The organism is Hymenobacter nivis (genome assembly GCF_003149515.1).
Taxonomy (GTDB): Bacteria; Bacteroidota; Bacteroidia; order Cytophagales; family Hymenobacteraceae; genus Hymenobacter; species Hymenobacter nivis.
This window is the reverse complement of sequence record NZ_CP029145.1, coordinates 2,223,413-2,242,048: the sequence shown is the minus strand read 5'-3', so window position 1 is coordinate 2,242,048 and position 18,636 is coordinate 2,223,413. Positions and strand designations below refer to the sequence as shown.

Genomic DNA, 18,636 nt, shown 5'->3' with positions numbered 1-18,636 from the left:
GGCGCAGGGTTCGCCGGGGCGGGCTGCGGCAGGTTGCGTTGCATAATGCGCTGCAGTGCAGGCATGAGGGTCGTCACGCGGCACTGCGTGGCTACAATTCCTGGCGGGTTGCCGCGGGCTGCTTGCGCAGCAGCATTTGCCCGATTTTCGAACGATAAAATGCGGTGAGGCTGTATAATTCGTCGGTGGTGAAATGGCTGCCGTAGGCTTGCACCATGTCTTTCCTAACGGCTTCCCAGCCCATGGCTTTTTGGTAAAATTGCCGCATTTCGGCTTGCATCGTCTGTGTTTGGCTGTTCAACTCGGGCGACTTGGCCATCATTTGCGCTTGGGCAGCTTCTTGCGAGGCCAACATGATGCCGATTTGGCTATTTATACTCATCGCGAAGTGATTTGTGAAAAAGCAGTAGGGTGCGGGGTTTGCCCCCGCCCGCCGTTGCGCGAACCGCGCGCCAATTGTGCAACGACGGGCGGGGGCAAGCCCCGCACCCTACTGCGCGACGAGTATAGCTGCTGCTCGGTTTGCATGGCCGTTAGCAAGTCGAGCGCGGCCGTGCGCTGCGCCGCTAATAGTGGCACCGGCGCCGCGGCGGCAGCGGGCGCGGCTGTGGTTTGGGCCCGGGCTATCGGGCCAGCGAAGCCCAAGGTGCCAAGTAGCAGTAAGAAGTTGCGCATGGTGAAAGAGAGTAGGAGAGGGCGCAAATAACGGTTTCGCCCGGCATTACCCCGCTGCCCTGGGGGCCCTACACCTTCACAATCACGCCCCTGCGGCGCATCAGGTGCAGGATGCCCCACCAGATGACGACCAGCGTGAGGGCCCCGGCGAGCGAGGCGTTGCGCGGGTCCTGGAACAGCGGCGCGATGCCCCACTGGTACAGCCAGCCGTTGAAGCTCAGTACGTTGCCCTGTGGCCCTGTTAGCTGCAACAGCCCGAACGTGCGCGAGAGGATGGCCGAGAGGAAGAATACGGCAATGGCGTTCACGCCGTAGTCCAGGGCCGGGCCGGTGAAGCGGCGGTAGCCCTGCACGTCGCACAGCCAGTACAGGGCCGCCAGCGTAGCCAGGGCCAGGCCTCCGGCATACAGTACGTAGGAGCTGGTCCACAGCGCTTTGTTGATGGGAAACCAGGGGTCCCAGATGAGGCCCAGTAGGATGGCCGCGCCTGCCGCCACGAACAGCCAGGCCACTTTGGCCGCCGGCTCGGGGCCCGGGCGGCGCAGCCACTGGCCCGCCAGGGCCCCCAGCAGCCCCGTGCCCAGGGCGGGCAGCGTGCCAAGTAAGCCCTCGGGGTCCCAGGTGCGCGACGATTTCCAGAGGTGCGGCACCGTGATGACGAGGCGGTCGAGCCAGGCCCCCAGGTTGGCTTCGGGCTCCAGGCTGGCGGGGCCAACGCCGGGCACCGGCACCACTTGCAGCAGTACCGCGTAGCCCACCAGCAGGGCCCCCAGAATAGCCAGCTGGGCGCGCCAGCCGGTGGTCAGAAAGATCACGCTGCACCCAAAAAACACCAGCCCCGTGCGCTGCAATACGCCCAGCATGCGTACCGTCGAAAAATCGAAGTGCGGGTAGAGCGACGTGAGCACGCCCAGCGCGAAGAGTAGCGCCGCCCGCCGCGCCACCCGCGCCACCAGGGGCCCTAGTGGGTCGCCGCGGCGCTTGGCCCCGTCGAGGGCGTACACCAGGCTCACGCCTACGATGAATAGGAAAAACGGGAAAATGAGGTCCGTGGGCGTGCAGCCGTTCCATTCGGCGTGCTCCAGCGGCGGGTAGATGTGGCCCCAGTCGCCGGGGTTGTTCACTAGCGTCATGGCCAGCACGGTGAGGCCCCGGAACACGTCGAGGCTGACGAGGCGGCCGGGCTGGGAAGTCTCGACCAGGGGCAGGGCCCCGGTGGTATCGAGGGCGGCTTGGGTGGTGGCGCGCATGAAGGAGGAAAATGGGTGGGAACCGGTAGGCCTGGCCCGGGCGGGCGGGAGTGGATAAGGTGGGTTTGGAAGCTGTTTAAAAGATATTCAGGCCGTCATGCTGAACGTAGCGGAGCGGAGTCGAAGCATCTCTCCCGCAGCAGCAATCCAATCGATTGGTTCAGTCAGTGGGAGAGATGCTTCGACTCCGCTCAGTATGACGGCCTGACGATTTCTCAAAAAGCCTCGATAAAAACCGGAGAAATCTTGAACAATTTCAATTCACCAAAAGCACATTCTCCGAATGTTTTGCAATCTTAGCGCCTCCAGTGTAAATAAAAATATTTGCGCCGGGGCCCAGCGCATATCTCTTGCCCGGCACGGCGGGGCCGGGCGGCTGGGAGGAGCGCTGCTCACCCGCGCCGGGGCCTCATCTTTTGCCAGTACCTTTTCATTTCCAACCCTCAAGCTACTGCTATGAAACGACTTTACTTAGCGGGATTCCTACTGGCGGCGGAGGCCGCGCTGGCCCCCGGCGCCCGGGCCCAAACCACGGCCCCCGCCGGCCGCACCGTCACGGGTACCGTGGTGGGCTCCGTGGACCGGCTGGCCATTCCCGGCGTCAATGTGCTGGTGAAGGGTACCAACCAGGGCACCGCCACCAACGCCGACGGCCGCTACTCGCTGCCCAACGTGCCCGCGGGCGCTACGCTGGTATTCAGCTTCATCGGCTACAAATCGGTGGAGCGCCCGGCCACTGCCGACAACCTCGACGTGGCCCTGGCCGCCGACGCCAGCGGCCTCGACGAGGTGGTGGTGACGGCCTACAACATCAAGCAGGACAAGCGCACGCTCGTCACGTCGGTGCAGGAAGTGCAGGGCAAGGACCTCATTGACTCGCGCCAGACCAACGTGGTGAACGCCCTGCAAGGCAAGGTGGCCGGTGTGAACATCACCTCCTCGGGCGGGGCCCCGGGCGAGGGTGCATCCATCGTCATCCGCGGCGGCACTTCGCTCGACGGCGACAACCAGCCGCTGTTCGTCATTGACGGTATGATCATGGACAACAGCTCGTTCCAGGAGAGCACGGCGCCTGGTGGCGGCTCCGCCTTCAACGGGCTGCTGGGCCGCTCGGTGGGGGCCTCGAACCGCGCCGGCGACCTCAACCCCGAGGACATTGCCAGCATGACCGTGCTGAAGGGGCCCGCCGCGGCCGCCCTCTACGGCCTGCGCGCAGCCAACGGCGCGGTGGTGATTACGACCAAAAAAGGCTCGGCCGGCCGCACCACCCTCAACTACCGCAGCCAGGTATCGGTGGACCAGGTGAACCGCCTGCCCACCACACAGGGCGAGTACGGGCAGGGCGCGCTCGGCCTGTTCGACGGCACCACGCGGCAGTCGTGGGCGCCAACCCCGGCGTAGGCACCAGCAGCACCACTAACTTGACGCCGGGCAGTACCATCACCGATTTTTACGGCAGTTGGTACGCCCGCGACATAGCCGGCTACTTCGAGGTAATTACCTACCACGAGCTGAAATTCATCGAGGCCGAAGCCGCCTTCCGGGCCGGCAACAAGGCTAGGGCCCTGGCTGCCCTTAAAGAAGGCATTCGGGCGCACATGAAAAAAATCGGCGCCGGCGGCACGTTCTCGCCGCCCGCCGTCACGCTCCCGGCCATCACCGATGCGCAGATTGCGGCCTACCTGGCCAGCGCCGCCGTGCCCCAAACGGAGGCCGACCTCACCACGCTGCGTCCCATCATGGAGCAGAAGTACATCGCCCTGTTCCTGAACCCCGACTCGTGGTCGGACCTGCGCCGGCTCGATTTTGACCCCAATATCTACGTCAACTTCACTTACCCGTCGAACGCCAACCCCGTGCTGGCCAGCAAAACCGACCCCACCCTGCGCTACCCGCGCCGCCTGCTGCCGGGCGCCACCGAGGTGCTCTACAACCCCGCCGAAATTGCCCGCATCGGCGGCAACGACGCCGACTACATCACCCGCCCGATGTGGTTCGACTCTAAATAGTGCCCCCACGGACTTAGCTTTTCCCTTTTATGAAACAAATTTCTCCCAAGCTGATGGGCGCGGCGCTGGCCCTGGCCACCCTGGCCAGCGGCTGCAAAAAAGACATCGACACCTACTTCACCGAAGTAGGCGGCCAGTACCCCACGCTGCGCAGCGTGCTAGGCACGGCCACGTTCGGCTCGGGCACGGGCACGAACATCAAGTTTATTACCGGCGAGGTCATCCCGATTGAAATCCAGTTTGCCCAGCAAACCTCGCCGCTGAAGCAGATCGTGATTTTGCAAAAAATCGAGCCCAGCCGCGACTCCACCGTTGTACAAACCGTTGCCTACGCCCCGGCCTTTTCTAAGCGCAAAAACGCCGATACGCTGGTTGTCAACTACGTGGTGCCCGCTGGAGCTAACAAGGCCAACGTGCGCGTAGATGCCCGCGTGGATGCCCAAAACGGTCAAACCAAGTTCGCCAGCTTCAACTTCCGCCTAGCCGAGGCCACGCCTACCGTGGCCGTCAACTCGGGGCCCACCAACGTGACGCTCGGTACCACGTCCACCGGCAACGCGCCCGGCGACGTGGTACGCTACAACCTGACGCTGAACGCGGGCGGCATCAACACGGCTACTCTATTCACCACCGCCGGTATTTTGTATAAAGACCTCGACAGCCTGAACGTGTACGCCACCGTGGGCACGGCCGCCGAGCGCCGCATCGACCGCCGCAAGCTCGCCGCCACCGGCGCCGCCACCACCCTGAACGTGGACGAGCCCCTGCCCGCCGGCAGCGCCGGCCAAACGGTGGCGTTCCGCTTCGAGGCCACCGTTAGGGCCCCCGCGCGCCGCACCTCGGCTACGGCCGCCACCGGCGTGGCGGTGGTAGCGCCCACGCCCTTCAGCGGCACCGTGCGCACCGGCGCGCTGACTTACGCCGGCACCACCGGCGGCGACCTGGCCGCCTACGACCTGACTGCCTTCGCGCCCATCGCCGCCGCTTCGGCCGTCACGACTAAGGATCTCGCCATTAGCAGCACGGCTAGCAACGCGGTGCAGTTCAAGGCGTTGAATACGACCCGCTACGTGCGCTCGACCACGGCGGTGTACACGGCCGCTACGCTTACCAGCGTGCGCCAGGTCTATACCGCCGCCGCTACCGCCGCCCAAGTCACCGCTTTGGATAACATCGTAGTGGGCGACGTTATCCTGGTAAAACTACGCGGACTCGACCAGTACGAGGCCCTGCAAGTGACGGGCATCAACCGCACCTCGACCACCGATGTAACGGTGAACTTCAGCGTGAAAGCGCTGTAGCCCGCCGGGGCCCCAGACTAAGCAAAAGGCCCTTATCCGCATGGATAAGGGCCTTTTGCTTTATAAATTTATTCCTGGAACTAGGAAAAAGGTGGTCATGCAGAGCGTAGCGCAGCATCTTTTTGGTGTCACTAATTCTGATTGCTGGCGCGGAAAAGATGCTGCGCTGCGCTCTACATGACCGCCTTTCTCGTGTAGCTTTTTTACTTGGAAAGAGCGCTACTAAGTAGTCGCACAAAAGTAACCGTAGCAAAAAAGGCGGTCATGCTGAGCGCAGTCGAAGCATCTCTACCGCAATAGTAATTATTTACTTACGAGGTAGAGATGCTTCGACTGCGCTCAGCATGACGTTCAATTCAATACGCTTACTTGTACGTGAGTACTTAACCTCAACCGCCGCCAAACAACCGAGCGAAGAAGCCGCGCTTTTTGGTCTTCGTTTTGACTTTGAATTTGGTGCTGCCTTCTGGCTCGGCCGGTTGGTCCAGGGCCCCCAGCTTGGGGAATTTCAAATTGGAGGCCTCCGGTGCGGCTGGCATTATGGCGGGGGTGGGCGCGGCAGCCAGGCCGGGCATTGAGGCCAGCACGATTTCGGTGGGCAGCTGGCCGTTGGTGCGCAGGTTCACGGGGCGACTCTCGTTGTGGAGGCGGTCGACGGCGGTGAGGTAGTAGGCATAGGAGAGGCCTTCTTTGGCCGTGGTGTCGATGAACGTGGTGCCGCGGCCGGCGCCGGCGCGGGGCAGGGCGATGATGTGGCGCGGGTCGTCGGGCGTGGGGTATTCGCCGGGCCCGAAGCGGTAGAGCACGTAGTAAGCGGCTAGGTCGCCGTCGGCCGCCGGGGGCCCTGCCTGCCAGCTGAGCGTGGCGATGCGGCCGGCCCGCGTGAGGGCGAAACCTGCTACCGGGCGTGGCGGCACGGCGTCCAGCCAGGGCATGGTGGGCACCAGCGCCGGGGCCCTAAAGAGGTTCAGACGCAGCGAATCGGTGGTGTGCAGCGGGTTTTCGCGCAGCGACTTAGCCGAGAAAAACACGCTGCCGCTGACTTCGCCGCCGTAGCTGCGGTTCAGGCGCACCTGCCGGGGCAGCTCGCGCGGGTTGCGCCAGGTGGTGTCGGAGCGGGTGCTTTCGAGCATCCGGTAGGTGCCGTGGCCGACGTAGAGGTGGCGCCCGTAGCGGTTGCGCGTCCACCAATCGAGCATCGTGGCGTAGGGCACGAGCCGGAAATTGGTGCTCCAGTACAGTTGCGGTACCACGTAGTCAATCCAGCCTTTTTGCAGCCACAGGCGCGTGTCGGCGTACAGGGCCGAGTAGCTGGGCTGCCCGGCGCGGGTGTCGGAGCCGTTGGGGTCGGCCGATTTGTTCATCCACACGCCGAAGGGCGAGATGCCGAATTTCACCCACCGTTTGGCCGTGCGGATGCTGTCGTGCAGGTCCCGGATTAGGATATTGACGTTGTTGCGCCGCCAGTCGTCGAGCCGGGCAATGTCCTGCTCAGGCCGCTGGGCAAACGTGCTTTCGTCGTGAAACACCAGCCCCGGCTCCTGGTACGGATAGAAATAATCGTCGAAGTGCACCGCGTCGATGTCGTAGCGCTTCACTACATCCATAATGACGCGGGTGATGTGGGCGCGCACCGCGGGCAGGCCGGGATTGTAGAGCAGCGTCTTGCCATACCAGATAAACCACTCAGGATGCGTGCGGTACGGGTGCAAGGCCCCCAGGCGGCGCGTCATGGTATCGAGGCTGGCGCGGTACGGGTTGAACCAGGCGTGGAACTCCATGCCGCGCTTGTGGGCCTCGTTGATGAGGTAGGGGAGGGGGTCGGCGTCGCCGACGGGGCCCCGGCCCTGCTGCCCGGTGAGCCACTTGCTCCAGGGCTCCAGCTCCGATTTGTAGAGGGCGTCCGACGCGGGTCGAATTTGCACAAAAACCGCGTTCAGGCCTGCCCGCTGGCCGGCGTCGAGCAGGCGGCGGTACTCGGCGCGGTACTGCACCGGGGATTCGCCGCGGGTGGTGGGCCAGTCAATGTTCTCGACGCTGGCAATCCAGAAGCCACGCAACTCGCGCTTGGGCGGCGGAGCGGCCAGCGAATCTATGGGCCCCTGGGCCTGGGCCCCCAACCAACCCAAGAACAGAAAAACCAACAAAACGGGGCGTCGCAACACTACAGCCATTCCAGCAGAAAAAGTGAAAGGCTGCAAATTACGACGCCCTGCGGGCCTTTCCCGAAGGATGGGGAAAGTCGGCCGAAAGCTGGCCGTCATGCTTCAACTGCGCGGACGCCAGATGAGCATGACGGCCAGCAACTACTTCCTTTCTCAGGAACCCGTCAGCTCGGTGTCGGTTCTGGGCTGGTCGGGGCCCCCTTCGAGGCCATTGGTCTGGCTGGCATCGCCGTAGTCGCCGCGGATGCCCGCACCGTCGCCCATGTTTTCCTGGGTGCTGCTGGGGATGGCGCCGTCCTCGGTAGTGCCGGCCTCGGGGTTGCCGCTGGCGTTCTGGTCCTTATCGGCGCCTTGGTGGGTGGCGGGGCCGCCGGTGGTGGCGGTGTCGGGGCGGGGGTCGGTGGGGTTGTTCTCGGGAGCGGGCATGGGGTGGAAAGGATAAAAGTGAAGCAGAAAAGCCGCGCGGCCGGCGGCTTCGTGCCTGAGCTTACGGCGGCGCGCGGCCGCGGTTTGGGCGCGGCACGCGAACTTGGGGCGGCGTTGCCGCGCTAGGGCCCCCGGCGGCCGGGGCGGCGCGCCGGTTTCCTTTGCATCGCTTCATCCTAACCTTATTTCCGTGGCTCCTGCTACTTCCGATTTCTATTCGCAAAAAACCGACGCCGAACTGCTGTTTTTCGTCCAGAACCCCGGCCAGTACGCCCCCGAGCTGGTGGCCAGCGCTACTTCGGAGCTGCGCCGCCGTGGCGTGGCGCTGCCCGGGGCCCCCGCGCCGGCCGAGTACGGGGGGGCTACGCCCCCCGCCGCTGCCGCTGACGACGCGCCCCGCACCTGGCTTAAGCCCGTGGCCCTGAGCCTGGGCTTGCTGGTGCTGGGTGGCAGCACCTACTGGCTGAAGCAAAACAGCGCCGCCGATGCCGCCGCCGCCCAGGCCCGCCTCGAAGCCAAGCGGCGCCTTCCCCCGCCCCAGCTCGTGGAGGCCCCCACCCACGTTATTCCCAACTACGACGGGGCCGTGGCCCGCGCCATTGCCCAGCAGCTACGGCCGGTGCCCGCCGCCGAGCAGGCCGATGCCCAGCAAATGCGCCAGTTCCGCGAGCTGGCTAAGCGCTTCTGGACCGCCGAAACCCAAACCGAGTACCTCACTGGCCTGGCCGAAACCGGTAAAGCAGGGCCCGAATTTGCCGAGCAAGCCCGGCTGGTGCGCGAAACCTGGCAGGCCTGGAACCGCGCCACCATGTACGGCTTCCGCTTCGGCCCCACGCTGCAAGCCCAGGTTAGGCGCATGAAGGACGCCGCCGGCGGCCAGCAGCACATCCTCACCGCTCTGCCCGCCCTGCTGCCCGAAGGCCGCTTCCGCACCGACCAGGAGCTGGTGGGCCGCACCGCCGACGTGCAGGACGCGGTAGGGGGCCTCGTGCCGGTGTCGCCGGTATCGGGCCAGCCCTACAAGCGTATCACGCTCAAAATGTAGCCGCTGGCCCGATGGAAGACGCCCCCGCCGCACCCGACGCCGGCACTGCCCGCGCCCTGGCCCACTTCGCCGAGCGGCCCGACGCCGAGCTGTTTTACCTGGCCCAGCACGCCGCCCGCTACCCGCCCGCCGTGGGCGCCGCCGCCGTGGCCGAGCTCCAGCGCCGGGCCCTGGTGCCAGCGCCCGCCGCGCCCGCCGGGGCCCCGGCCGCCCCGCCGGCGCCCGCCGGCTGGGGCCCCGCGCTGCGGGGGCTGCTGCCCTCGCGCCGTTTCTGGGCCACGCCGCTGCTGCTGGCGCTCAACCTGCTGGTGTGGGTGGCCATGACGGCCAGCGGCGTATCGGCCACCGACCCCACCGGCCACGACCTGGTCCGCTGGGGCTCCAACGTGAGCAGCCTCACGCCCGCCCAGCCCTGGCGGCTGCTCACCAGCGTATTTGTGCATGGTGGCGCAACCCACTTGCTGCTCAACGCCCTCAGCTTGTGGCTGCTGGGCGTACTGCTGGAGGCGCGGGTGGGCGCGGCCCGCCTGCTGGCCGTGTACCTGGCTAGCGGCGTGGCCGGCAGCCTGGCCACGCTCTGGTACCACAGCAGCGGCATTAACTCGGTGGGGGCTAGCGGGGCCATCTTCGGGCTCTACGGGCTGCTGTTAATTTTGCTGATCAGCAAAAAAATCGTGCTCGATAAGTTCGACCGGCGGGCCATGCTGGGGCTAGTCTTATACCTGGTGCTTAGTAACTTAATTGCCGGCTTGTCGGGCAATGTCGACAACGCCGCCCACCTCGGCGGCCTATTGCTGGGGGCCCTGGTAGCCGGCCCGCTGGCCCTGGTGGGCCTGCGCCCGGTAGCCGAATAAACGGTGGCCTCTGCCCGAACTGGTTCTGTGCGAGGACCTACCCAACTGCGTCTTGGGTCAGAAGCTATTTGACCTTATTTTTTGGCTCCTGGCACGGTTTAGAGACGTATCCTTGCGTCTCTAAACTGTGCTGGTGTTGTTAAACACCTTCATAATAAAAACGGTCCAGTTGAGCGGGTTGAAGCATATCTACTCTACCCTACTAAAATTCAGGGGGGGAGCTAAAAACGGGGCAGTCCGACCTTTGGGGTTCCTACACACCATTACTCGTTCTGCCCCGTGAAGCAACGCCTCATCGCCAAAATTACAACGCTTTTACGCCGGGTCCATTTGGTGCCCATTTATCCCGGCAAAATTTTGTCAACCAGTTTGTTATCGCTCTGTTCAAAAGCCGCAACGGGCAATTCTGCGAGGTCGCCCAGCACCTGAATGACGCGGTGAAAGTGGCCTCGAATGAAACCCGGATTCAGGACTTCTTTCGGGAAGCGGACCTGAATTACCTCGTGCTGGCGCAGTTGCTGCTGCGTTTACTGCCGGCCACCGGCAAGCTGCGCCTGTGTCTGGACTGCACCGAATAGGATTTCGGCCGCTGTCCGGTTAACGTCCTGCTCGTGACCGTGGGCCGGGGCGATTTTCAGGTACCGCTCTACTGGGAGCTGCTCGACAATCGTAGCGGCAACTCCAGCGCCACTGCCCGCATCGCCGTGCTTAATGCCTGCGTGCAGGCGCTTGGCAAAGACCGCATCGGGCTGGTGGTGGGCGACCGCGAATTTGCAGGCCACGTCTGGCTCAAGTAGCTGCGGGGAAATAAGTTGCTCTTTCTCATGCGCCTGCCCAAGCACCACCAGCTGACCTTTACCAGTGGCCGGCGGCCGGCCGTCACGGCCCTGGGCCTGGCCGTGGGGCAGCAGCGCCACTTTCTGCACGGCCAGGTGGAGGGGGTGTGGGGGCAGGTCTGGGTCAAGGCGCTGGCCGACCACGCGTTTCTGTTTCTCTTCGCCGCGCCCAGCCTGCGTAATCTGGCCTCCCGCTACGCCAGCCGCTGGACGATTGAGCAATGCTTTCAGAATCTGAAAGGGCGGGTCTTTAACCTGTAGGCCAACTACTTACACTGTCGTCAGAAGCTGCGCAAGCTCGTGGCCCTGGTCAGCCTGGCCTATGCGCTGTGTCTGAGCGTGGGCACGATGGCCCACGAAAAAAGCAAGCCTATCCCGCGCAAGAACCACGGCTACGGGGCCATGAGCCTGAGCCGCTACAAGCTGAACCTGTTGCGCCAGCTCACGCGGCCCCACGCCCGGCCGCAAGAGCCAGTAGCCCATAAAATTATGGCCCTGCTAGACTGGTTTATTCGAGAACTTGCTTATTGTCAACTCCCTAAAATAATAGGGTAGAGTGCTTTTGGACTAAATTTTTAACCAAGGCCACTTTTAGCTCATTGACTACCGCTTGTTCGCCCCCGACACCGACGGCGAGACCAACCTCGACCACGGGGCCGATATGCTGGCGCAAATGGCTCCGCGTGGCATCTCGTACCGCACCGTGCCCCTGGGCAGATTACGCTGCCAACGCCCTGTTCAAGTGGCTGCTGAAGGAACAAAAAACGTTTTATTCTCCGCTGGAAACCAACCGCCTCGTCGATGGCTGACCTTGCAGAGCAGCGGCGGCAAGAACAGTAGAAACACCGCGTCGGGGCTGAGCACCACGGCCGGTAGCGGCAGCAGCGCCACCAGGCCTCCGGCCACCACCAGTAGCATCGGGTAGGGCAGCTTGAGTCGCAGCGCCACCGCGGACAGCCCTGCCAGCAGGGCCAGCAAAAAAAATAACGGGCTCAAGCTGGGTCACTGGCCGCTAAACTAAACGCTGCGCGCCGGTGCCCTGCGGCCACGGCCCCCAGTGGGGCCGGCTGCGTATGCGGGCCATGCAATCCTACGCGCACCTCTTCAGCGGCATTGGTCTGCTGGCCGCGGCCCTGTCGGGCCTCACGTTTTTCCCGCAGGTAGTGCACACCTGGCAGAAGCGCTCGGCGCAGGGGCTCTCGGGCTCGATGCTGGCGGTGGGCGGGGCCAGCATGGCGCTGTGGCTGTCCTACGGGGCCTACACAGGCAGCATGCCCATTTTGTTGGGCAACGGCTGTAACCTGTTTTTTACCCTGGTGCTGGTGTATTTTAAGTGGCGCTACCGGGCGGCGCCGCCCGTGGCCCCAGCGGCCCCGCGGCTTGGCGGTGGCTAATGGAACGTGCCGTTGTGCCCGTGGTCCTCGTTGTCATCCTCCTCGTGGTCGTCGTCGTCGTGATGCTGGTGGCCGGCGTTGGGCTTGCCGAAGTAGTTGAGCAGCGTGCCGCCGGCGTAAAATACCAGCCAGCACACGTATAGCCAGCCGAAGCCCGCGGGCACGCGCCCCACAAATACGGCCAGGATGAAGTGGGCCCCGGCACTCATCAGCAGCCCTGTTACGGCCACGAACTGGAAGCTATTGAGGGCGGAAGGGCGGTAGAGTTTGGAGAAGTCCATGGCGGGCACAAGTAGGAAAGGCGGGGTTTGTTTGGCCGTGCGGGGGCCCCCACGCGGCCCGGACGCACAAAAATAGGGCCCCGGCGCCGGCGCCGGCGCGCCGGGTTGGCGGCAACGCAACCGCGCCGGGGGCGTACACCCTACACATTCTCCTCATCCTAACCCGCCCTTTCCCATGATACTTGACAGCCTCTTCGGCAACGACGACCAGAAAGACCCGCAATCGGACCGCGATATTCCGCAGGACGAGAAGCAGCAGAAGGAAAAAGAGTACAAAGCCGACCAGAGCAACGGCAAAGAGATCAACGACGCTTCGGCCGCCCGCTACACTGGCGCCCACGGCTACACGCAGCGCTCCGACCAGAAGGACCAGCTCGAAAACCTGCACATTGGCGGCTCGGAAAGCACGCCTCAGGGCGGAACTGAGCACGACAAGGCCAACGAGCAGCAGCAGGGCCCCGGTTTCGAAGTGGAAGGCAGCTACGAGCTGGGCCACGACGTGCGTTCCAAGGAGCAAAAGTTTGGCGAAGAGGCCCCGAGCGGCCCCGCTAAAAAAATCCAGGACATGTAATTCCCAGCGGCGGTGGTCTAAAACGGGGTGGTCCGGCGAACTACCCGAAGGGCTTCGTCGGGTCACTCCTGCTAAAAAACAGCAGCTCCGGTTCAGCGTAAGAGTGGCCCGACGACGGGAAAAGTCGCCGGACTACCCCGTTTTTGATCACCGCTTTCCCATTATTGGAATAAAAGAAACGGCCTTTCCCACGCAGGAAAGGCCGTTTCTTTTTTAGCAGCTGGCGCGGGGGCCGGGTGGCGCTACGCCGATGCTGTGGGGCCCCCGAAGCGGTTGCGGAACAGGAAAAACACTGGCAGCCCCAGCGCCACCAGGCCCAGGCCGCGGCGCGAATACTCGGCCGTGTCGGGGGCCACGAGCAGCACCGTGCAGAAGGCTGAGGCCAGCCCGATGTAGATCAGCGGCACTACGGGGTAGCCCCAGGCGCGGTAGGGGCGGGGCGCGTCGGGCCGGGTGCGGCGCAGTACAAAAATGCCCACGATGGTGACCACGTAAAACAGGATTACAGCGAACATCACGTAGTTGAGCAGCTGGCCGTAGCTGCCGCTCAGGCACAGCAGGCTGGCCCACAGGCACTGGGCCCACAGGGCCCGGCTGGGTACCCCGGCGGGGTTGAGGCGGGCCAGGCCGGGGAAGAACAGACCATCCTTGGCCATGGCAAAGTAAGCCCGGGCCCCGCTCAGGATGATGCCGTTGTTGGCTCCGAACGTGCTGAGCATGATGAGGATGGCCATGACGTAGGCCCCCGGGGCCCCCAGCACCGACTCGGCCACAGCCGTGGCTACGCGGTCGTCCTTGGCATACATAATGCCGCGCCCGGCCACGGTGGCCGCGTCGGGCGAGCCGGCCAGCGGCAGCACCAGCAGGTACACGATGTTCAGCAAAATGTAGAGCGCCGTGACGATGCCCGTGCCGATGACCATGCTGCGCACCAGCGTGCGCTCGGGGTTCTGGATTTCCTCGCCCGCGAAGCCGATGTTATTCCACGAATCGGATGAAAACAGCGAGCCCGACATGGCCATGCCAATGGCGATGACCAGGGCCCCCACGCTGAGGGGCACCGGTAGGAAGCTGGCGCCGGGCGCGGGGTAACGCACGGCCGCCCACACGTCGTGGAAGTTGGCCTGTACCGCGGCGTGGTTGAGGCCCAGCGCCACCCCGAACACGATGAGCAGCGCCAGCGCCACCAGCTTGGTGCTGCCCAGCACGTTCTGGATGAGCTTGCCCGTGCGCACGCCCTGCGCATTCAGGGCCGTGATGCCTATGATGAGGAGGATGGCCACCACCTGCGCGCTGCTGAGCGCCAGGGGCCCCACTCGAAACAGTACGTTCGTCACGCTCGACCACGGCCAGAGCACGCCCAGGAACTTGGCGAAGGCCACGGCCACGGCGGCAATTACGCCGGTTTGGATGACGAGGAACAGCGTCCAGCCGTAGAGGAACGCCACCAGCCGCCCGAAGGCCTCGCGCAGGTACACATACTGCCCGCCCACTTTGGGGAACATGGCCGCCAGCTCGCCGTAGCTCACGGCGCCGGCCGTGGTGATGAGGCCCGTGAGAAGCCAGACCACCAGTAGCCAGCCAGCGGTGCCCACCTGCCGGGCAATGTCGGCCGAAACGATGAAAATGCCCGAGCCGATCATGCTGCCCGTGACGAGCATGATGGCATCAAACAGCGTGAGGGCCCGCTGGAAATGGGGCGGGGAAGGGGGGGTAGCGTCGGCCATAGAAGAACGGAAACGAAATTAAGCCGGCAAGCTACGCGCTGGCAGCGGCAAAGCCGGGGCCCCCGCGGGCCGGGCCGGCGCCGAAAGATGCGCCCCAGGGCCGCGGGGGCCGGCCGGTGGGTTTTTCGGGCTGTGCCAGCGCGGCCCGGCGCGGGCCGGGTGCGCCGGCTAACTTTCAACTACTTTCACCGCCGGGTTTTGGGTAATTCAGGGTTTCATATCCACTTGCTACTGGTCGCTTATGCTTCGATTTGTACTTCGCTGGACCAAAGCCCTGCTCGCCCTGGGCCTCGCCGTTGCGCTGACCTGGGGACTAAATACCAAGCACGGCGACGTGCCGCCGTTCGGGAAGCTGCTGAGCCCGTTCCGCGGGTTCTGGCAGAACGGGGAGGTAGCCGAGGCTCGGCCCGGCCCGCAGACGCTGCGCCTGCCGGGCCTGCGCCAGCCCGTGCAGGTGCGCTTCGACGACCAGCGGGTGCCGCACATTTTTGCCCAGAACGACCACGACCTATACTACGCCCAGGGCTACGTGACAGCGCGGGACCGGCTCTGGCAGATGGATTTCATTGCCCACGTGGCGGCCGGACGGCTGGCCGAAATCGTGGGGCCCGCCCGCCTGGAAACCGACCGGTTTTTCCGGCGCATGGGCCTGCCGTTCGGGGCCCGCAAGTCCTTGGATTTGGCCATGACCGACCCGGTGATTCGCACCGTGCTGACCTCTTACAGTGAGGGCGTGAACGCCTACATCGGCACGCTCACCCCGCAAACGCTGCCCTTCGAGTACAAGCTGCTCGACTACGCGCCCGAGCCTTGGGAGCCGCTGAAAAGCTGCTTGATTACCAAGTACATGGCCTTCGATTTGAGCGGCCGCTCCGACGACCTGCGCATGAGCAACGCGCTGGCCCGCTACGGCCCGGCCGTCATCAAAGACTTGTTCCCCGACTACCCGGTGCAGGAAGACCCGGTGGTGCCCGTGGGCACGCCGCTGGATTTTCAGCCCCTGCCGGTGCCGCCCACGCCGCCGGGCTTCGCGGCGGCCATGTCGGGCCAGGTGCCGCAAAACGAGCCGGACCCGGAGCTGGGCTCCAACAACTTCGCGGTGAGCGGGGCGAAGTCGGCCACGGGCTACCCGCTGCTGGCCAACGACCCCCACTTGCAGCTGAACCTGCCCAGCATCTGGTACCAGGTGCAGCTGGCCGCGCCCGGCGTGAATGTGTACGGGGTGAGTATTCCGGGCACGCCGATGGCCGTTATCGGCTTCAACGAGCACGTAGCCTGGGGCGTCACCAACGTGGCCGCCGACGTGCTGGACTGGTACCAGCTGAAGTTTAAGGATAGTAGCCGGCGCGAATACTGGCACGACGGGCGCTGGAAGCCGGTGCGCCGGGTGGTGGAGCGGATAAAGGTGCGTGGCCGGCCCGACCGGCTCGATACGGTGCTCTACACCCACCACGGCCCCGTGGTGTACGATAAGCCGGAAAAGCCGTTTCTGGCCGGCCAGGTACCCATTGCCCACGCCATGCGCTGGACGGCCCACGATGCGGCCAACGAGTTCCGGACCTTTTATCGCCTCAACCGGGCCCGCACCTACCCGGACTACACCGCGGCCCTGAGCACCTACGGCTCGCCCGCCCAGAACTTCGTTTTTGCCAGCGACGCGCAGGATATTGCCCTTTGGCCCAACGGCCACTTCCCGCTGAAGTGGCGCGACCAGGGCAAGTTTATTCTCGACGGCACCGACCCGGCCTACGACTGGCAAGGCTGGATCCCGGCCGCCCAGAACCCGCACGTGAAGAACCCGCCGCGCCAGTTCGTGGCTTCGTCCAACCAATTCTCGACGGGCCCCGACTACCCGTATTACCTGAACTGGGACTACGGCAACGGCAGCTACGACCGCGCGCACCGCCTCAACGAGCGCCTGGCCCGCATGAGCCGGGCCACGCCCGATAGTCTGCGAATGCTCCAGAACGATAACCTCAGCGTCACGGCCCGGCTCTTGCTACCCCGCCTGCTGGCGCTGGCGGCGGGCCCTGCCAACGGCGATACGCTGGTGGCGGCCACTGCGCCCGAGGCCCGCGTGCTGGCCGAACTGCGCCGCTGGAACTATATGTACGATGCCAACGCGCTGTCCCCCAGCGTGTACGACTTGTGGTTCGGCAACCTGGTGCAGCGGATTTGGGGTGATGATTTTGGGTTAAAAGCCACCGGCCTGGAAATGCGCTTCCCCGCCCGCGACCGCACCAAAACGCTGCTGCTGCACGAAGAAAACAGCCCCTGGGTGGACGACCGCCGCACGCCGCAGCGCGAAACCCTGCCGCAGCTGGTGCGCCGCAGCCTGCGCTTCGCCACCGACTCGCTCACCCGCAAGTACGGCCCCCTGGGCCCCAAGTGGGCCTGGAAAAACCAGAAGAGCACCGACATTCTGCACATGCTCCAGCTGCCCGGCTTCGGCCACATGGACCTGGACTGCGGCGGCGGCGCGGGCATCGTGAATGCCACTACCGAGCGTACGGGCCCCTCGTGGCGCATGGTGGTGGCGCTGGGGCCCCGGGTGCGGGCCTACGGCGTGTTTCCGGGCGGGCAGAGTGGTAACCCCGGCTCGGCGGCCTACGACAATATGCTGGAAACCTGGCGCGTGGGTCAGCTCAACGAGCTGCTGTTTCTGCGTTCGGCCGGCGAAGCAAACCCCCGCGTGCGGGCCACCTGGACCTTAGCCAACTAATTTTTCCCGGCCGTATGCGACTCTTTCTCTCGGTTTTCATCCTGGCTTTCCTGGCGCAGCTTTTCCTGCCCTGGTGGACGCTTGCGCCGCTATGCTTCGGGCTGGCGGCGGGGCTGGGGGCCCCGGGCGGCCGGGCGTTCGGGGCGGGCTTTGCCGGCATCGGCCTGGGCTGGCTGCTGGCCGCGGCCTGGCTGAACGTGCGCAGCGCCAGCATCCTGAGCCACCGGATGGCCCAGCTGCTCCCGCTGGGGGGCAGCGGCTGGGCGCTGGTGCTGGCCACGGCCCTGCTGGGCGGGCTGGTGGGCGGCGTGGCGGCGCTGGCGGGCAGCTGGGCGCGGCAGGCAGTGCGCGGCCCGGTCCTGGTTGCAGGCAAGTAAACCCGTGCTAAATGGAGCATTGCCGCTAAACTTTTCCCCGAAGCCATCTTTGCGGCTGGGGTGCCGTTGCCCCGCTTTTGCCCGCTGCGTATGTCGTTTACCTCCTCACTGAAGCGCCTGGCCCGGCCCGCGCTGAGGGCCCTGTTACTGCTGGCCGCGCCCGCCGGGGCCCAAACTCTGCCCGCGCCCCGCGCCGCCATCGCCCAGGTACTGGCCACCCAAACCGCCGCCTGGAACCGCGGCGACATTCCCGGCTTCATGCAGGGCTACTGGCAGTCCGACTCGCTGGTGTTCATCGGCAAAAAGGGCCTCACCTACGGCTGGCGTCCCACCCTGGCCAACTACCAGAAAAGCTACCCCGACGCCGCCGCCATGGGCCGCCTCGATTTCAGGGGCCTGCGCATCACCCCGTTGGGCCCCGACGCGGCCGAAGTGGTAGGCGCCTGGCACCTGGCCCGCCCCGCCGCGCTGGGCGACCTGGGCGGCCACTTCCTGCTGGTATTCCGCCGCTTGCAGGGCCGCTGGGTCATCGTGGCCGACCACACGTCGTAGGGGCTGTCTGCCAGGAGCAGGGTAGCCAAGATCGGGTAATCCGCTGAGCGAAAAGATTACTTTTCTGACTGAGAGTCAAATAATAGTACAGTCGGTGCCTGATGAAGAAGAAATTGGCTTGGTTTACTTTTTTCGCCTTGCTTTTGCTTTGGGGCTTTTCTTTCTTGCCTGGAGCCGTTGAGAATGAGGCAGAAAGTGATTTCGTTAACGTCGTCGGCAAAGATGTTGGGATAGACGCTAAGCAGTTCATCGGTCCCATAAAGCAGCATTATGGCTCGTATAAATGGTATCACGTAGACTAAGACGGAGATTCACTTTACGTCTCTATAGAGATTAGATTCTTTCGCTTCAATTCAATTAGTTACGGCACCTCCAATCCTAAAAAATCAATTGAAGATTTTCCAGGCTACTCACTGACTAGGCACGATGGGCTGGTACTAATTGTGTGGAT

23 protein-coding genes and 1 pseudogene are annotated in these 18,636 nt (G+C 64.6%); 16 read left to right on the top strand and 8 right to left on the bottom strand.

All coding sequences use genetic code 11. The features are described 5' to 3' along the window. Positions 1–91: 91 nt before the first annotated feature. The 3 genes from DDQ68_RS09960 to DDQ68_RS09950 form a co-directional block, all read right to left on the bottom strand. Complete coding sequence (locus DDQ68_RS09960; RefSeq protein ID WP_109656157.1) at positions 92–382, bottom strand: DUF2059 domain-containing protein; 291 nt, start codon at positions 380–382, stop codon at positions 92–94. Then, positions 379–675, bottom strand: coding sequence for a hypothetical protein (locus DDQ68_RS09955; protein WP_109656156.1), 297 nt, complete (start codon positions 673–675; stop codon positions 379–381). The genes DDQ68_RS09960 and DDQ68_RS09955 overlap by 4 nt, the downstream gene beginning before the upstream one ends. A 68-nt stretch (positions 676–743) precedes the next feature. After that, the gene (locus tag DDQ68_RS09950; RefSeq protein WP_109656155.1) at positions 744–1,925 is read right to left on the bottom strand and encodes an acyltransferase family protein; all 1,182 of its coding nucleotides are present in this window, start codon (positions 1,923–1,925) and stop codon (positions 744–746) included. A 456-nt stretch (positions 1,926–2,381) separates the two neighbouring features. On the opposite strand from DDQ68_RS09950, the gene DDQ68_RS09945 reads away from it, so the two are divergent. From DDQ68_RS09945 to DDQ68_RS09935, 3 genes are read left to right on the top strand one after another with little or no spacing between them, the layout of a single operon-like run. Next, positions 2,382–3,326: a carboxypeptidase-like regulatory domain-containing protein gene (locus tag DDQ68_RS09945; protein WP_109656154.1), complete on the top strand. Its 945-nt coding sequence runs from the start codon at positions 2,382–2,384 to the stop codon at positions 3,324–3,326. Then, on the top strand, positions 3,305–3,934 hold the full coding sequence (locus DDQ68_RS09940) for a SusD/RagB family nutrient-binding outer membrane lipoprotein (protein WP_162550004.1): 630 nt from the start codon (positions 3,305–3,307) through the stop codon (positions 3,932–3,934). The genes DDQ68_RS09945 and DDQ68_RS09940 overlap by 22 nt, the downstream gene beginning before the upstream one ends. A gap of 29 nt (positions 3,935–3,963) precedes the next feature. Continuing rightward, the gene (locus DDQ68_RS09935; RefSeq protein WP_109656152.1) at positions 3,964–5,235 is read left to right on the top strand and encodes a hypothetical protein; all 1,272 of its coding nucleotides are present in this window, start codon (positions 3,964–3,966) and stop codon (positions 5,233–5,235) included. A 389-nt stretch (positions 5,236–5,624) separates the two neighbouring features. On the opposite strand, the gene DDQ68_RS09930 is transcribed toward DDQ68_RS09935, so the two are convergent. Next, positions 5,625–7,409 carry a glycoside hydrolase family 10-like protein gene (locus tag DDQ68_RS09930; RefSeq protein ID WP_109656151.1) on the bottom strand — a complete coding sequence of 595 codons (1,785 nt, stop codon included), beginning with the start codon at positions 7,407–7,409 and terminating at the stop codon, positions 5,625–5,627. Between the two features lie 144 nt (positions 7,410–7,553). Next, positions 7,554–7,826 (bottom strand): hypothetical protein, encoded by a 273-nt coding sequence (locus DDQ68_RS09925; protein ID WP_109656150.1) that lies wholly within the window; start codon positions 7,824–7,826, stop codon positions 7,554–7,556. 190 nt (positions 7,827–8,016) lie between these two features. Here DDQ68_RS09925 and DDQ68_RS09920 point away from each other — a divergent pair, with 190 nt between their 5' ends. The 7 genes and pseudogenes from DDQ68_RS09920 to DDQ68_RS24970 form a co-directional block, all read left to right on the top strand. Further along, complete coding sequence (locus DDQ68_RS09920; RefSeq protein ID WP_109656149.1) at positions 8,017–8,871, top strand: hypothetical protein; 855 nt, start codon at positions 8,017–8,019, stop codon at positions 8,869–8,871. An 11-nt stretch (positions 8,872–8,882) separates the two neighbouring features. Then, positions 8,883–9,725 carry a rhomboid family intramembrane serine protease gene (locus tag DDQ68_RS09915; protein WP_109656148.1) on the top strand — a complete coding sequence of 281 codons (843 nt, stop codon included), beginning with the start codon at positions 8,883–8,885 and terminating at the stop codon, positions 9,723–9,725. A gap of 437 nt (positions 9,726–10,162) precedes the next feature. Then, on the top strand, positions 10,163–10,303 hold the full coding sequence (locus tag DDQ68_RS22790) for a hypothetical protein (RefSeq protein ID WP_162550003.1): 141 nt from the start codon (positions 10,163–10,165) through the stop codon (positions 10,301–10,303). Positions 10,304–10,336: 33 nt separating this feature from the next. Next, complete coding sequence (locus DDQ68_RS09910) at positions 10,337–10,522, top strand: hypothetical protein (RefSeq protein WP_109656147.1); 186 nt, start codon at positions 10,337–10,339, stop codon at positions 10,520–10,522. Between the two features lie 27 nt (positions 10,523–10,549). After that, complete coding sequence (locus DDQ68_RS09905) at positions 10,550–10,822, top strand: hypothetical protein (protein ID WP_109656146.1); 273 nt, start codon at positions 10,550–10,552, stop codon at positions 10,820–10,822. Positions 10,823–10,861: 39 nt separating this feature from the next. Continuing rightward, positions 10,862–11,116, top strand: coding sequence for a hypothetical protein (locus DDQ68_RS09900; protein WP_109656145.1), 255 nt, complete (start codon positions 10,862–10,864; stop codon positions 11,114–11,116). 40 nt (positions 11,117–11,156) lie between these two features. Next, positions 11,157–11,364: pseudogene (locus DDQ68_RS24970) on the top strand (IS701 family transposase); the annotation flags it as partial. Here DDQ68_RS24970 and DDQ68_RS09895 read toward each other — a convergent pair. Further along, the gene (locus DDQ68_RS09895; RefSeq protein ID WP_162550002.1) at positions 11,300–11,539 is read right to left on the bottom strand and encodes a hypothetical protein; all 240 of its coding nucleotides are present in this window, start codon (positions 11,537–11,539) and stop codon (positions 11,300–11,302) included. The pseudogene DDQ68_RS24970 and the gene DDQ68_RS09895 overlap by 65 nt on opposite strands. 104 nt (positions 11,540–11,643) lie before the next feature. On the opposite strand from DDQ68_RS09895, the gene DDQ68_RS09890 reads away from it, so the two are divergent. Next, entirely contained in the window at positions 11,644–11,955 is a 312-nt protein-coding gene (locus tag DDQ68_RS09890; protein WP_162550001.1) for a SemiSWEET family sugar transporter, read from the top strand. On the opposite strand, the gene DDQ68_RS09885 is transcribed toward DDQ68_RS09890, so the two are convergent. Beyond that, positions 11,952–12,236: a hypothetical protein gene (locus tag DDQ68_RS09885; protein WP_109656142.1), complete on the bottom strand. Its 285-nt coding sequence runs from the start codon at positions 12,234–12,236 to the stop codon at positions 11,952–11,954. The genes DDQ68_RS09890 and DDQ68_RS09885 overlap by 4 nt on opposite strands. 175 nt (positions 12,237–12,411) lie before the next feature. Here DDQ68_RS09885 and DDQ68_RS09880 point away from each other — a divergent pair, with 175 nt between their 5' ends. Beyond that, positions 12,412–12,807, top strand: coding sequence for a hypothetical protein (locus tag DDQ68_RS09880; protein ID WP_109656141.1), 396 nt, complete (start codon positions 12,412–12,414; stop codon positions 12,805–12,807). Positions 12,808–13,049: 242 nt separating this feature from the next. Here DDQ68_RS09880 and DDQ68_RS09875 read toward each other — a convergent pair whose 3' ends face one another. Beyond that, positions 13,050–14,534 (bottom strand): APC family permease, encoded by a 1,485-nt coding sequence (locus DDQ68_RS09875; RefSeq protein ID WP_109656140.1) that lies wholly within the window; start codon positions 14,532–14,534, stop codon positions 13,050–13,052. Between the two features lie 241 nt (positions 14,535–14,775). On the opposite strand from DDQ68_RS09875, the gene DDQ68_RS09870 reads away from it, so the two are divergent. The 4 genes from DDQ68_RS09870 (at position 14,776) to DDQ68_RS09855 (ending at position 18,487) form a co-directional block, all read left to right on the top strand. Further along, positions 14,776–17,256 carry a penicillin acylase family protein gene (locus tag DDQ68_RS09870; protein ID WP_109656139.1) on the top strand — a complete coding sequence of 827 codons (2,481 nt, stop codon included), beginning with the start codon at positions 14,776–14,778 and terminating at the stop codon, positions 17,254–17,256. Positions 17,257–17,270: 14 nt separating this feature from the next. Then, positions 17,271–17,633 (top strand): hypothetical protein, encoded by a 363-nt coding sequence (locus DDQ68_RS09865; RefSeq protein ID WP_109656138.1) that lies wholly within the window; start codon positions 17,271–17,273, stop codon positions 17,631–17,633. A gap of 90 nt (positions 17,634–17,723) precedes the next feature. Next, on the top strand, positions 17,724–18,185 hold the full coding sequence (locus DDQ68_RS09860; RefSeq protein WP_109656137.1) for a YybH family protein: 462 nt from the start codon (positions 17,724–17,726) through the stop codon (positions 18,183–18,185). 101 nt (positions 18,186–18,286) lie between these two features. After that, positions 18,287–18,487, top strand: a complete 201-nt coding sequence (locus DDQ68_RS09855; RefSeq protein WP_109656136.1) for a hypothetical protein — start codon at positions 18,287–18,289, stop codon at positions 18,485–18,487. Positions 18,488–18,636 lie beyond the last annotated feature (149 nt).

Bases quoted from the DNA above. Each gene is read 5' to 3' on its own strand.
- DDQ68_RS09880 (WP_109656141.1), top strand. From the start codon at position 12,412: ATGATACTTGACAGCCTCTTCGGCAACGACGACCAGAAAGACCCGCAA.
- DDQ68_RS09955 (WP_109656156.1), bottom strand. From the start codon at position 675: ATGCGCAACTTCTTACTGCTACTTGGCACCTTGGGCTTCGCTGGCCCG.
- DDQ68_RS09865 (WP_109656138.1), top strand. From the start codon at position 17,271: ATGCGACTCTTTCTCTCGGTTTTCATCCTGGCTTTCCTGGCGCAGCTT.
- DDQ68_RS09905 (WP_109656146.1), top strand. From the start codon at position 10,550: ATGCGCCTGCCCAAGCACCACCAGCTGACCTTTACCAGTGGCCGGCGG.
- DDQ68_RS09915 (WP_109656148.1), top strand. From the start codon at position 8,883: ATGGAAGACGCCCCCGCCGCACCCGACGCCGGCACTGCCCGCGCCCTG.
- DDQ68_RS09925 (WP_109656150.1), bottom strand. From the start codon at position 7,826: ATGCCCGCTCCCGAGAACAACCCCACCGACCCCCGCCCCGACACCGCC.
- DDQ68_RS09885 (WP_109656142.1), bottom strand. From the start codon at position 12,236: ATGGACTTCTCCAAACTCTACCGCCCTTCCGCCCTCAATAGCTTCCAG.
- DDQ68_RS09870 (WP_109656139.1), top strand. From the start codon at position 14,776: ATGCTTCGATTTGTACTTCGCTGGACCAAAGCCCTGCTCGCCCTGGGC.
- DDQ68_RS09855 (WP_109656136.1), top strand. From the start codon at position 18,287: ATGAAGAAGAAATTGGCTTGGTTTACTTTTTTCGCCTTGCTTTTGCTT.
- DDQ68_RS09960 (WP_109656157.1), bottom strand. From the start codon at position 382: ATGAGTATAAATAGCCAAATCGGCATCATGTTGGCCTCGCAAGAAGCT.
- DDQ68_RS09860 (WP_109656137.1), top strand. From the start codon at position 17,724: ATGTCGTTTACCTCCTCACTGAAGCGCCTGGCCCGGCCCGCGCTGAGG.
- DDQ68_RS09945 (WP_109656154.1), top strand. From the start codon at position 2,382: ATGAAACGACTTTACTTAGCGGGATTCCTACTGGCGGCGGAGGCCGCG.
- DDQ68_RS09935 (WP_109656152.1), top strand. From the start codon at position 3,964: ATGAAACAAATTTCTCCCAAGCTGATGGGCGCGGCGCTGGCCCTGGCC.
- DDQ68_RS09930 (WP_109656151.1), bottom strand. From the start codon at position 7,409: ATGGCTGTAGTGTTGCGACGCCCCGTTTTGTTGGTTTTTCTGTTCTTG.
- DDQ68_RS09950 (WP_109656155.1), bottom strand. From the start codon at position 1,925: ATGCGCGCCACCACCCAAGCCGCCCTCGATACCACCGGGGCCCTGCCC.
- DDQ68_RS09875 (WP_109656140.1), bottom strand. From the start codon at position 14,534: ATGGCCGACGCTACCCCCCCTTCCCCGCCCCATTTCCAGCGGGCCCTC.
- DDQ68_RS09890 (WP_162550001.1), top strand. From the start codon at position 11,644: ATGCAATCCTACGCGCACCTCTTCAGCGGCATTGGTCTGCTGGCCGCG.